Below are 13,726 nucleotides of genomic sequence, written 5' to 3'. Positions count from 1 at the left end.
AGGGATAGAAACAAATATAAACTCAGGTTTCATTTAGGGTATAACTCCAGTATGGATGTATTCAGTTTTATAGTTATATACAGTTTGAGTAAAATTATGTCTCACATCTAGTGATATCAACAGAGCACGAAACAGGACAAGTTTACGCAGCAAAGGAGCTGGATTTTTTCCGTAATTTCTGAATATTTTTTTGGAATTTCGGAGTATCGGCTTTTCTAGCAGTGTACTCTTACTCTCAGTTTTTTGTGTTCAGAGCGGTTTTTACATTTAGCTTTCGGTGAGATGGGGCTCGCTGTGTGATTTATCGTTATTAAATTCTCTGTCACCCTTGTTAAACTAACCGAAAAGCTAAACTAACGATAAACTGGGTAATAAAAATTACAAAGATTTCACATTTGAAATAAAATTGAAATTCTTAAATGTGTTTTCAAATTCAATAGTTTCAAAAAGGCTAACCAATCCATTGAAAACTTCGACGTAATCAATAGCTCAAGTTAATTCAGCAGTTTAAGTTAATTCCATAGTCCAAATTTATTTAGTAGTTTGAATTCATCGGCCTTAAATTTATCAATCTCGATCGAAAAGACAATTTCAAACTCAATAAAGGATTCAATCTTAAATTTGCCAGAAATACCCAAATTTTGCTATTATCTTTACGGGGAACCTTTAAAATGACTGAACAATCTGCACACGAAAAGTACGAATTTAAAAAGAAGCTTGAGAGCCTGAGGGATAAAAAGGGAAGGAGTACTGAACTAATTTCTCTTTATATCCCTGCTGACAAGCAGATTTTTGATGTTACAAACCAGTTGAAAGACGAGCACGGACAGGCTGCAAATATCAAGTCCAAACTTACCAGGACTAATGTACAGGGGGCCATTGAATCTCTCCTTTCAAGACTCAGATATCTTGACAAGGTTCCTGAAAACGGGATTGTTTATTTTACAGGAGCCGTGGATATCGGAGCTAACAAGACGAACATGGAGAGTGAAGTAATTGTCCCTCCGGAACCAATTACTGTCTATAAATATCATTGCGACTCCTCTTTCTATCTTGAGCCCCTGGAGGATATGCTCAAGGATAAGGGCACATTTGGACTTCTAGTGCTTGACCGCAGGGAAGCCACAGTAGGGCTTCTTGTCGGCAAGCGAATCGAGGCCTTCCGCAACCTTACCTCAACAGTTCCGGGAAAACAGAGGAAAGGTGGTCAGAGTTCTCATCGTTTCCAGCAACTCAGGTTAATTGCTATCCACGAGTTCTATAAGAGGATAGGAGATGCCGCAGATGATATTTTCCTCGCCGTTGAACCTAAAGATCTCAAAGGCATCCTGATAGGAGGTCCTTCTCCTACGAAGGAAGAGTTCTATGCCGGGGAGTTTCTTCACCACGAGCTTATGAGAAAGATCCTTGGGCTTTTTGATACGGCTTACACCGACGAATCAGGGCTCTCGGAACTTGTGAATGCTGCCGCAGATAAGCTCCAGGACCTTGAGCTCATGGGGCAGAAGAACGCTGTCAGAGCTTTCTTCAAAGAACTTATTTCCGACTCGGGGAAAGTAGCCTATGGGGAAACCCAGGTACGGGCAAACCTTGAAATCAATGCTGTGGATGTACTTCTGCTTTCCGAAGACCTGCGGGCAGAAAGGGTAACCACAAAGTGCAGTGTTTGCGGATATGAAAATAAGTGGACACGTCGCTGGAAACCTGGAGAAGCTGCACCTACAGCCGGGAATTGTCCAAATTGTGGAGCGTCCCTTGAAGTTACGGATGTTACCGATGTTGTTGACGAGCTCTCGGACCTTGCTGACAGAAGTAATGCAAAAGTTGTTTTCGTGTCTACAGACTTTGACGAAGGCTCGCAACTTATGAACGCTTTCGGAGGCATTGCTGCAATTCTCAGGTACAGTACTGGAGTCTAAGCCGGAGTTTGATCTGGAGTCTGATCTCACTTTGGCTCCTATCCAATACTTTTTACCCAATACTTTTTTAATTAGACCGTCCTTAGATCACTGAATCAAAATTAGTAAATTAAAACTATTGAATTAAAATTAATAAATTAAAACTATTGAATTAAAATTAATAAATTAAAACTATTGAATTAAAATTAATAAATTAAAACGATTGAATTATAATTAGTAAATTAAAGTTAGTAAATTAAAATTATAAATTTAAGGCTATCACATTGTTTTCGTAGTTTTTACAGGTGATTTATCTTGTTCCTGGAATTAAAAGCTCAGGCTACATCAATCTTAAAAGACGCTATCCAAAAGGCCGGACTTGAAATTGAAGATTCCGAACTCTACTTCGAAACCTCTTCTTACGCTGACCTCGCAAGCAGAGCCGCTTTCAGACTGGCAAGTCTGTACAGGCAAAACCCGAAAGAACTTGCAACCCGTATTGTTTCTGCAGTTGAAATTCCTGATGGTTCGTACATAGGAAAAGTAAGTGCTTCTGGCCCTTACATTAACTTTCATGCAAGCAGGCGCTATATGGATAAGACGGTTGCTACAGTCCTTGAAGAGAAAGAGAAATTTGGCTGTGGCGCTCCAAAGGATAAAATTTTACTTGAGCACACCTCAGCAAATCCTAACGGTCCTCTGCATGTAGGTCACATCCGAAATTCCATTATCGGAGACACTCTTGCCCGCATTCTCAGGCGAGCAGGATACGATGTGGAGGTACAGTATTATGTCAATGATATGGGCCGCCAGATTGCAGTAGTTTCCTGGGCGTGCGAACGCTTTGAGCTTGACCTTTCCAGAAAGTCCGACTCTGCCATTGCCGATGTGTATATCAAAGCAAATGTTGAGCTGGATAAAAACCCGGAGTATGTAAAGGAAATCGACGCTCTTATGGAAAAGGTAGAAGCCGGGGATGTCAAGACGATCGACAGTTTTTACAAGGCAGTTTCTCTGGCGATTTCCGGGATCAAGGAAACCTTACTTCGTTTAAACGTTGTCCATGATAAATTTGTCAGTGAATCAACTTTCCTTAAATCCGGCGCAGTACATGATATCGTTGAGCGGATCAAAGCAACTGGAAGAACAAAAACAGACAAAGGAGCTCTCGTAGTAGACCTTTCGGATTACGGGTTTAAAAAAACCCTTGTTATCCAGCGTTCAAACGGCACTTCTCTTTACACAACCAGAGATCTTGCTTACCATGAATGGAAAGCCGGTCAGGCAGATCGCATAATCGATATTTTCGGAGCTGACCACAAGCTGATTTCAGGCCAGCTCAGGGCTACGTTGAACTCAATCGGTGTCAAGGAACCTGAGGTCGTTATCTTCGAGTTTGTCTCCCTCCCTGAAGGTTCAATGAGTACCCGCCGCGGGCAGTTCATAAGTGCAGATGAGCTCTTTGATAGGGTTACGGAAGCTGCTCTTGAACAGGTCGAAACCCGCCGTCCTGAAACCTCTGAAGAGTTCAAGAAGCAGGTTGCGGAAATGGTCGGAATTGGTGCGGTAAGATACGATATAGTAAGAGTATCCCCTGAAAAGTCTACGGTTTTCAACTGGAAAGAGGCTCTGGACTTTGAGAAGCAGGGTGCTCCTTATATTCAGTATTCCCATGCCCGTGCCTGCAGTATTCTTGAGAAGGCAAAAGAAGAAGCAGCCTGGAATTCCTCCGCAGAAATCGATCCTTCCCTGCTTGTTGAAGATACTGAAATCGATCTTATCAAGAAGATGGCATCGTTTGACAGAGTAATCGACCTTGCAGCTCGCGAACTCAAACCTCATGTGCTTGCAATCTACGCCCGTGAACTCGCAGATGCTTTTAACCAGTTCTACCGCTTTGTCCCTGTAATTGCTGCTGAGGACGAAAAAGTCAGGGCTTCAAGACTGGCTCTTGTGAACTGCGCAAGGATTGTGCTTGCAAACTCGCTTGACACGCTTGGAATTGCAGCTCCCGAATCTATGTAAATATTTTTCTTTTTTCTCTTTCTCCATTTTCTCCTTTTTCGTTTTCTCTCTTTCTTTTTTCCCTTTTCTTCCTTTCTTTCTTTTCTTTTTTTCTCCTCTTTCTTTCCTTTATATTTTATTTTTCCTCAGTCTTACTTTTGTGTTTTACTGTTTATGTGTATATACGAGTTTGATGCTGCCTGGACGTCGTCTAGATATACTGGTTATTGAAAATCATTTATTCAGTCCTGTGTGCAGAAGGCCTTGAGAAAAATATAAAATCTTTTGCAGCAAAAAAGGTAATTTACAACTACTGCTGCAGGATATTATGACCACGATAAATGAAGCTTTTCGGATGTTCCTGAATGAACAGGAAGCCAGCTTGAAACCGGATGCCTTCCTGGACCTTGAAGATGTGATCCTTCTTTACGAGGAATTCCTTGAATTCAGTGCAGAAGATTCTTTTTCTGAAGAAGACAGGGAACTTTATAATGCCCGGCACGAACACGAAAACAGAAGTTACTGCGACATTTTCGGCCCTGAGCATCTCACTCCATCAAGAATTAAAGAATTCCTCGATGATTATGTAGTTGAGGTCGGAGGAGGCAAGAAGTTTATAGGTACAGCCGCGAAAGTCATTGAAAAATTCTTTGAATGGGCTAAGGGAAAAGGTTACATTGACGAGAAAGCTTTTGAAGTAAACAGCGAAGTTCTCAGGAAGTATAAGAAAAGGTACTAGTGTCCTGTACATTTAATTATTTCACATAATACTTTGACATTTTCTCATCTGCATTCTTCCTTGTAAACTTCCATTCAATTTTCTTTTTTTGTTCATTCCTTCTTTTTGTCCATGCACCCACTTCATGCTTAAGCGTCTCCATGTCGCCTATTCTTCTGTCTGTACATTCAATATCCATCACATTGATCTCTATTTCTGCAGCATTGAGCCAACTTGCATGTTTTGGCGTGTAGTGGAACTCTATCTTGTCCATAATCTGCTTTGCTTCTTCTTTGGAAAATGTTTCGTAGAATGACTTTTCTTTATGGATATTGAGATTATCCGTAACCAGTCTGATAACTTCTGCTTCAGAATATTCTTCGATAACTAGAATCTTCACGAATTGTGCAAAATCCTTCATTGTTCTACTCTTTGTTACCCGAGTCACTCTTTTTCCTGCTTTGAACTCTACTGCCATGAATATGTTTGCTGTTCCGTTCCTGACATACTCATAATCATTTTTCTGAGCTTCCAGATTTCATAGGAATTCTCATTCTCTTATCCATAAGCAGTTGCTTTGGCTTTTCATCAAGACAAATAAGAGGTTTTTTAGGGTCGTAATCCTCTTCATACAGATCAAGAATATCATACATTCTGTCTCTATATTCAGAATCAATCGTCTGAATGCACCACATCCTTTTTAACCAAGGTTTAGTTTTGCTTTTTTCAAAATAAGCCTTACACTTTCTTTACCTATAGTTTCAAATCCTTCTTTTTTCCTAAGTTCTTCGGTAAGTAGAGAAAGAGACCACCTCTTGCTTCCATGAGGAGAACCGCTGCAGGCTAAAGCGATTATTTCTGCAACATGTTTTTCAGTATATTTTACAGGTTGACCAGATCTTGGTTTATCCAAAAGAGCATGGGGAAGACCTTCATCAAGGTATCTTTTCCTAACATTCAAAGTAGTATTCCTGGAAACACCTAATATTTCTGCTATCTCAGTAACTCTTTTTTGCTGGTTAGACAAAAGGAGAATACGGGCTCGAGTTAGTTCTCTTGCACTTCTATGTCCTTTTCTTGTAAAGTCAAGAAGGAAAGTTACCTCATTATCTTCAAGTTTAATCTGTAGCATGAATGGATAAAGGGATTCAAAGCTTATAAAGATGTCCAAAAATTAAATGGGTGAAACACTAGTGTCGCGTAACTAGCAAAATGTCGTATAAAATCAATTGCAATTATTCAGAATCGTTAAATTCTTGAGGATTGACGAGACACCAGAAAATGTTTTGAAGAGGTATATGTATTGAAGAACCTTTTGCTGGAATGGAAACCGGAGAATCTTGTTTTCAGGAAGTTCCTTTCTCCTCTTTTTCTGTTTATTTTGTTTCTTCAGTATATTTTTTGAATCTGTTTCTTCAGGTCGATAAAATGAAAACAACAGTTAGTAGGTCAATTCATGAAATTCTGGAGGAATTCCTGGCTGAACAGGAAGCCCGCCTTAGCTCCAAAACTTATTCTGGTTATGAGGAGACAATCTCTTTTTTCAGGACCTATCTCAATAACTTCGGGCATCAGCGCTTGAATAGGGCTGAGACTGAAAGATATGAGGAACTTGAAGCTTCCGAAGGCAAGCAGTTCTGGGATATTTTTGGCCCTGAACACCTTAGCTCTTCGGAAATCTCTTATTTTCTTGCTGATTTCATGGTCAGAAAGGTTGCAGGCAGCAGAACCCTTATGGAAACAACAGGCAGGGTCATGCATAAACTGGTCAAATGGCTGCATGAAAAAGGTTACATGCCTGATAAAGAATATGAAGAAGCGGCTGAAAACGTAAAAGAGCTTAAAATAGACCTCCCGTTAGTTGGAGAAGTAACTGACCTGATCTATGATTATGTAAAGAGACATCCGGTTGAAACCCGGTATACCAGTGACCTTGATGCATATTTCGATATCGTAAAAATCGAACCTGGAAAACTCTGGCTTGAAGACTACCTGGAATCAGGGAAACGCGTAGGACCGGTTGTTGTTTCTGAGGAAATCAGTTCAAAGTGCAAAGTTGGCTGGACGGTTTCTCTTTGGGTTGCAAAAACGGGAAAGGTCTGGAAGATTCTCGAAAGCGGGAATGTGCTGCCCCGATGAGGAGAAAATCAAGTTTTGTGTTCTAACGGTCTATAAAGATCCAATATGAGTTCTTTGTGCCAATTTTGCCTTTTTTCATTCTTATTTTTTCTTTCCTTTAGTCAAATGCCTGTAAACACTTTCAAAGAGAGCTTTTCTGAATATATTTCCGAAATCTCTGTCATCATTGATTTTGGTGTAGAGATCAAAGTTTGAATCTATCATATCGTTCAGGATATCGTCAAAGTAGTCGTTATAGATAAGTTTGAAGTTGTCCTTTGTGTTTATTTCCGGATTTGCAGCCCGTGCAAGGTTTTCGTTTTCTACAAGACGGCGCTCCATATCTTCTGAAAAGTATCTTAGTCTATCTGCGTCTGTAAAATCAATATCTCCAAATCTTTCATTTATTTCCTGAATAATTATGGAGAGGGGTGTGAGTTCTTCTTCAGGTTCACTGAAGTTTTCGGGTTCCCGGCTAGGGCCAAGCTTTCCTTCCTCGTCCGCAAGAGCTATCTTTCCGTTGCTGGTCTGCTGAATACGGTAAGAATCCATGTTTATGTTTTCAGTAATTTCCACAGGAAGGCGGTCTCTTGAAACTGGAAGTTTCCTGTGCAGGTGCCGCAAAAACTGGTAAAGTTTTTCCAGATCAACGTCTTTGAAGGGAATTACATGAGAAAGGTAGGAATAGAGCCTTACATATCTTTTAGCCAGCGTTCTGAAATCATGCTGTTTCTCTTTTGGTTTTGCGAGGTAGCGGTCAACAACCGGGGAAAGTATGGAATGAAGCTTTTCTTGTTTGCCTTTTGGTGAGAAATATTCCCTGGCAAAGGTTTCTACATCTTCTTCTTCAAAAATATGGTATTCTTTAAGCTCATACTCAAAATCGTAGAGCTTATTGGGGTCAGTTGCTTCAGTGAGCAGGGTTTTTTCGTAGTAGGGCTGAAAACTCCGCTGAATAAGGTCTGCTTCGTTTTCAAAGTCCAGGACCATCGTATCTTCTTTATCTGGATATTTACGGTTCAAGCGGCTTAAAGTCTGGACAGCATTTACGCCCCCGAGCCTTTTATCCACATACATTGCGTACAATAAAGGCTGGTCAAAGCCGGTCTGGAATTTATTGGCCACTATCAGGATGCGGTATTCTTCCCGCTTGAAAACTTCTGCAGTCTGGCTTTCCGAAAAACCGTTCATGATTGCTTCTGTAAATTCTCTGCCGGTTTCCCCATCCTGAACCGTACCTGAAAAGGCTACAAGGGCTTTGAAAGGATATTCATGGGTCTTTATGTACCTGTCAAAAGCCAGTTTATATTTAACTGCGCTTGCCCTGGATTTTGTGACAAGCATTGCCTTTGCCTGCCCGTCAATTCTATGCATGACCTGTTCACGGAAGTTCTCGACAATGATGACCGTTTTTGTCCTTATGGAGTGGTCATGGTTGTCCACATAAGCTTTGAGGAGATGCATGCCTTTCTTTTTGCTGTATCTGGGGTCGTCTTCTATTGTTTTGAGCAGGTTGAAATAAACTTTGAAGGTAGTGTAATTTTCAAGCACATCCAGGATGAATTTTTCCTCAATTGCCTGCTTCATTGTATAGAGGCTAAAAGGCTCATAGCTCCCGTCAGGCTGCTGGGTACCGAAGAGTTCAAGGGTTTTGGTTTTCGGGGTTGCGGTAAAGGCAAAGAAACTGACATTGGGAAGCCTGCCTTTGTGCTTCAGTTCTGCCTCTACTCTCTGGTTTACGAGGTCTTCATCATCTTCAGGCTCTTCTTCCTGCTCATCACTTTCGAGATCCGCAGATCCAAGGATCTTTTTTACGCTGTCTGCCCCTTCCCCACTCTGGGAAGAATGGGCTTCATCGACGACTACGGCAAAGTGCTTTCCCGACATCTCACTGATCGCGTTTACGGCAAAGGGAAAAGTCTGAAGTGTACAGATGATGATATCCTTTCCTTCCTGAAGTGCGGCTGTCAGGCTTTTTGCTTTGTCTTTTTTGATGGTTGCAACTGTGCCCTTGACATGTTCGAACTGTGTGATGGTTTCCTGGAGCTGCCTGTCAAGCACTCTTCGGTCCGTAACAACAATAATTGAGTCAAAAACCCGCTTGTTTTCGGTATCATGCAGCCCGCAAAGTTGCAGACAGAGCCAGGCTATGGTGTTGCTTTTCCCACTTCCTGCGCTGTGCTGGATAAGGTAATTATAACCTGTACCGTGATATTTGGCATGTGTAACAAGATTTTTTACAGAATAGAGCTGGTGATAGCGCGGGAAAATGAATTTCCGGACAATTTTCTTTTCTTTTCCATCTTTTCCATCTTTTTTATTCTTTCCGGTTCTTCCTTCCTTTTCTTCCTTTACGAACTGCAGGAAATTCTGGATAATCTCAAGCATCTGGTCTTTCTGCCAGACCCGCTTCCAGAGGTAAAAAGTCCTGTACCCATTCGGGTTGTCAGGATTCCCAGCTCCTCCGTTTCTTCCCCTGTTAAATGGCAGAAAATCCGTGTAACTCCCTTTCAGTTCCGTAGTCATGAATACAAGGTCAGGATCAACCGCAAAATGAGCAAAACAACGTCCCAGCTTAAAAAGAGGCTCGTTCTGGTTTCTGGTATCCCTGTACTGTTTTACGGCATCCTGAACGTTCTGATCCTTCAGAGGATTTTTAAGTTCTGCTGTAACTACCGGAAACCCATTCAAAAAAAGCGCAAGATCAAGGGAAAGCAAAGGTTCCTTTTTACTGTAATGAAGCTGCCGCACTACAGAAAAGATATTCCCATTGTAAAGCCGTCTGTGTTCTTCATTAAGATCACTTTCCGGCTTGAAATAAGCGAGCTTGAAATGGCACCCACTGTCCTTAATCCCTTTCCGCAGAAGGTCAAGCACTCCGCGTCTATCAATCTGTTTCTGAAGTCTTTCCAGAAAAAGTTCCCTATGCCTCGGTCCCCTGCGTTTTTTAAATTCATCCCATGTCTCAGGTTGTGTAGTCCTCAAAAAGTCAAAGAGCATTTCCGTATCCAGGCAGAGTTCTCTATCATAATTCTCAGATTTCCTCTTCAGATATCCGTCCTCAAGCAGGCTCTTCTCAATGCTCTCTTCAAAATCCTTTTCAGACGTATCGATTATGCAACTTCCTCCCGCACATCAATTTTTCCAGTGACAGCCGCAGAGATCAGAGCAGTGCGGTACTCTTTCAGTTTTTCTATCTGCGCGCTTATCTTATTTATAAATGTATCAATTTTTTCAGTTTTGTGGTCGAGGAAATTGGCAATGTGTCTTTGTTCATCCAGATTATTTGGAATTGCTATAACAAAATTAGATATCTGTGAAAATGTTAATCCTTCCCTAGATGTTCCATTTTCATTTGAAAAAATCAGGGCTTGTACCCCGTTTGAGCTAAGTTCGTAGTGTAATAATCGTGAATCAATTTTCTTTTTCAAGGGACGAATAATACACACGTGTTGATTGACATTTGCTTGAGGAAAATCTTTTGGAACAATGCTCGATCTTCCAATTGAGGCCCCAGTTATGTTTAAAAGAACATCATCAGGTAATACACGTGTAGAAGACATTTCCGAATCTATACTTTCATCAATATAGACAACATCATCCAATCTTAAACCATCAAAATGTACGTTCTGGCTTCTCAAAAAAAGAATTCCTGAGTCACAGTAAATTTCGGAACCGCCCCGAGGAGTTTTTCCGCTTCCAATTTTTGATGTGAGATATTTTAATTTACTTAAAAACCAACCTTCAGGAATTTCCCCAACCCATTCCACACCAGAATTCTTCTTTTTCGCATAAGGATCAAGCCCTTTTGTTACTGCATGGCTTATCAGGGCAGAGCGCTTTTCTTCTAAAAGTTCAATTAAGCGTTGCTTTTTTTCGATCAAGGTCTCGATTTTGGAGGTTTCGCGGTCTAGAAAGCTCACAATAGATTGTTGTTCTGAAAGTGAGGGTAGTGGGAATGAAAAGATAACAAATACGTTTTGGTAAAGATGTTGAATTGTAGATCCATTTGAAATGTAATTAAAAAAAGTTTCAAAAACTTCCGAATTCAGTAGCCAGTACATGAAATTGGTATAATACTCTCCGGTAAGAGGTCTTGTTAAAAATATACCGCTGTTCAAAGTAGCTTTTGTTTTTAATCTTGTTACTAGAGCTACCTTTCCTATAGTTCCATCTTTTGTAATTAATAGATCTTTTTCTTTTAACTGTATATAAGGATCTTCATTATATCTTTCTTCGTTTACGTGATAACAAGATCCCCAATTAACAGATCCATTAATAAAATCAGTTCCAGTAACTAAAAAAGGTCCTTCATCTATGAATTCATCAGATTTTAAGCCTTGCCAGCCAATTCTCCCTTTCACATAGGTTGTATGCTTTATTTTTTTTACTTCCCACTCTTTCGGAATTTCCCCAATCCATTCCACCCCTGAATCCTTATACTCTGGATAGCGTTTCCACTCACGAATACCCAGATTTACATCATATTTTTCCTGGCTGTTTTTTACCTGAATATTCTCGTTAACCTCACCCACAAGCCCACTCATTCAGCCATCTCCCTCAACAATTCCAGAATTTCATTCTCCAGTTTATTGATATCAGCCTCGATATCTTCAAGTGCTCTCGGAGGCTCGTATTTGTAGAAATAGCGGTTGAAGTTAATCTCGTACCCGACTTTTCCGACCTTTCCGTCTTTTGGGTCGCGGGTTGTTTCATCAATCCAGGCATCCGGAACATGAGGCTTGACTTCTCTTTCAAAGTAAGTGTAAATATCCTCTTTCAGGGGAACATTTTCAGTGTCCTTAAGCTGGGAATCGGCTTCGTTATTACCTTTTTTATCTTTACAGGTCTCGGCGTTTTCGTCGCTTTCGGAAAGGGCTTCAAAGATAGATTTTTTTACTGCTGTGGCAGGTTTCAGGTCTGCTTTTTTCAGGGCTGCGTTCAGGTCTTTTTCAAACTGTTCCCGGTCTGTGTAGAAAACATTTGCATCCATGCCGGAAAGGGCATTTATGATCTCCTCCCGGACTTTTCGGCCTTCAGCTTCCTCCCTGGCTTTTTCCTGGAGGTCTTTTTTCTTTTTGCTGACAGCAAGTTTCTGGAAAGCTGACTGCTCTTTCAGGCGTGTTATCCGTTCCGGAGAGGCCTGGAAATTCAGGCGCAAGGGGCGTTCAACTGTAATTTTCCTGTAGCCGAAGGCTTCGTCATCGAAAATCTTCACAAACTCGTTCTCTTTGAAATCGGTATGAAGCTTTGTGATCTCTTCGATCTGGGAAGGGGAGATCTCATTGCGCTTGTCGCCGAGGCTCTTTCGCATTTTTACGTAGAAATCGGCAGCGTTTATAAGCTGAACTTTTCCTCTGCGCTGTTCATCCTTGCGGTTTGTGATAATCCAGATATAGGTGTTAATGCCTGTGTTGTAGAAAAGTTGATTTGGAAGGGCCACAATCGCTTCGAGCCAGTCGTTTTCAATAATCCAGCGGCGGATCTCACTTTCTCCTGAGCCTGCATCGCCTGTAAAGAGGGGTGATCCGTTCATGACGATGGCGATTCTTGAGCCGCCTTCTTCCGTGGGCTTCATCTTGGAGATCATGTGCTGGACAAAAATAAGCTGGCCGTCGCTTTTTCTTGGAAGTCCGGCTCCGAAACGGCCTTCATAGCCTTTCTTTGCCTCTTTTTCAATGAAATCCTCCTCTTTTTTCCAGTCTTTGCCGTAGGGGGGATTTGAGAGGATATAATCAAAGGTTTCTCCTGCATGGCCGTCTTTTGAAAAGGAAGAGTCAGGCTTGATGTTGTCGGCATCTTTGTCGTCGCCTTTAATCAGCATATCTGATTTGGAGATTGCAAAGGTTTTGTCGTTTACTTCCTGGCCAAAGAGTTTGATATTTGCATTGGGGTTAATGTGGTCAAGGATATGCTCTTTTGCAATTGTCAGCATTCCGCCTGTACCGCAGGCAGGATCGTAAACCGTTCTAACAATGTGGTTCTGAGCAAGCTTTTCCTGGTCCTGGCTTAACAGTAAGTTCACCATCAGCCGAATTACCTCTCTCGGAGTAAAGTGTTCGCCTGGGTTTTCATTCGTCTGCTCATTGAACTTGCGGATCAGTTCTTCAAATATGTAGCCCATTTCATGGTTGCTGACAGCGTCGGGATGCAGGTCAACGTTTGCAAACTTCTGGATCAAAAGGAAGAGCAGGCCTTTTTCTTCCAGCGTGTCGATGGTTCCCCAGAGTTTGAACTTGTCTATAACCTCTCGCATGTTTTCCGAAAAACCATTTATATAGGCGCGGAGGTTCTGGCCAATGCTGGTTGGGGCTGCAAGAAGTTTTTCAAAATCATAAGGTGATGTATTGTAAAAACTGTAACCTGAAGCATGACGTAGTGCACCATTTTTGTTCTCAATTTTTCCTTCCAGTTTTTTGTCATACTCAAGGACTTTATCTTTTGTAGGCGCAAGTACGCAGTCAAGCCGCCTCAATACCGTGAATGGAAGGATCACATCAGGGTATTCTCCTCTCTTGAAGTCGTCCCTTAAGACTTCATCTGCAACTGACCAGATAAAACTCGTTTTTTCCTGAAAATTATTCAAACTGGATCACCTTTTTTATTATTTTTCTTTATCTATAAACTGCTTTTTCATTTGGTCTGGTTTCTGGTGGTAACACTTTCTTTTATATTTCGTTTTGTCTTTATAAGGAAAATGCCGCTTGCAAGAAAGAGGAATAAATGTAAGGCGAAAAACGATTAAATACTATATTCGGGATACTTTAACTGCTATCAATTAGTGGTCTAACTTTACTTTCATTTTAAACTTCCTACAATTTAGTCAACTTCTTAAAATGTCATTGAGACCGCACATAACTTGAAAAATCTCTTTTTTAAAAGATTTCATCATGTTGCATAATATTCTTTTTACTATTGGTATCAAGCGGCTGATTATTTGTAAACTGAATAGTCACAAGCTATAAAGTATAATTTATAGGTAGAAGCG

7 protein-coding genes and 1 pseudogene are annotated in these 13,726 nt (G+C 41.0%); 4 read left to right on the top strand and 4 right to left on the bottom strand.

Annotated elements, in window-relative coordinates:
* Positions 1-671: 671 nt before the first annotated feature.
* The 3 genes from prf1 to MSBRW_RS19850 all read left to right on the top strand — a co-directional run bounded on the left by prf1 (position 672) and on the right by MSBRW_RS19850 (position 4,641).
* A complete protein-coding gene (gene prf1 / locus MSBRW_RS19860) occupies positions 672-1,919 on the top strand; it encodes a peptide chain release factor aRF-1 (protein WP_011306024.1) in 1,248 nt (415 codons plus the stop codon).
* A gap of 294 nt (positions 1,920-2,213) precedes the next feature.
* Positions 2,214-3,923, top strand: a complete 1,710-nt coding sequence (argS, locus tag MSBRW_RS19855) for an arginine--tRNA ligase (RefSeq protein ID WP_011306025.1) — start codon at positions 2,214-2,216, stop codon at positions 3,921-3,923.
* 307 nt (positions 3,924-4,230) lie between these two features.
* On the top strand, positions 4,231-4,641 hold the full coding sequence (locus tag MSBRW_RS19850; RefSeq protein ID WP_011306026.1) for a hypothetical protein: 411 nt from the start codon (positions 4,231-4,233) through the stop codon (positions 4,639-4,641).
* Positions 4,642-4,657: 16 nt separating this feature from the next.
* Here MSBRW_RS19850 and MSBRW_RS21575 read toward each other — a convergent pair.
* Positions 4,658-5,752 (bottom strand): annotated as a pseudogene (locus MSBRW_RS21575) (IS630 family transposase).
* A 296-nt stretch (positions 5,753-6,048) separates the two neighbouring features.
* On the opposite strand from MSBRW_RS21575, the gene MSBRW_RS19835 reads away from it, so the two are divergent.
* A complete protein-coding gene (locus MSBRW_RS19835; protein ID WP_011306030.1) occupies positions 6,049-6,759 on the top strand; it encodes a hypothetical protein in 711 nt (236 codons plus the stop codon).
* Between the two features lie 81 nt (positions 6,760-6,840).
* On the opposite strand, the gene MSBRW_RS19830 is transcribed toward MSBRW_RS19835, so the two are convergent.
* The 3 genes from MSBRW_RS19830 to MSBRW_RS19820 all read right to left on the bottom strand — a co-directional run bounded on the left by MSBRW_RS19830 (position 6,841) and on the right by MSBRW_RS19820 (position 13,324).
* Positions 6,841-9,738, bottom strand: coding sequence for a type I restriction endonuclease subunit R (locus MSBRW_RS19830; RefSeq protein ID WP_011306031.1), 2,898 nt, complete (start codon positions 9,736-9,738; stop codon positions 6,841-6,843).
* Positions 9,739-9,851: 113 nt separating this feature from the next.
* Positions 9,852-11,285 (bottom strand): restriction endonuclease subunit S, encoded by a 1,434-nt coding sequence (locus tag MSBRW_RS19825; protein ID WP_011306032.1) that lies wholly within the window; start codon positions 11,283-11,285, stop codon positions 9,852-9,854.
* The gene (locus MSBRW_RS19820) at positions 11,282-13,324 is read right to left on the bottom strand and encodes a type I restriction-modification system subunit M (RefSeq protein ID WP_011306033.1); all 2,043 of its coding nucleotides are present in this window, start codon (positions 13,322-13,324) and stop codon (positions 11,282-11,284) included. Before MSBRW_RS19820 ends, MSBRW_RS19825 begins: the two co-directional genes overlap by 4 nt.
* Positions 13,325-13,726: the final 402 nt, after the last annotated feature.

Source organism: Methanosarcina barkeri str. Wiesmoor (assembly GCF_000969985.1).
Lineage (GTDB): Archaea > Halobacteriota > Methanosarcinia > Methanosarcinales > Methanosarcinaceae > Methanosarcina > Methanosarcina barkeri_B.
Note: the sequence above shows the minus strand (reverse complement) of the source record. Positions and strands in the feature narration are given on the sequence as shown.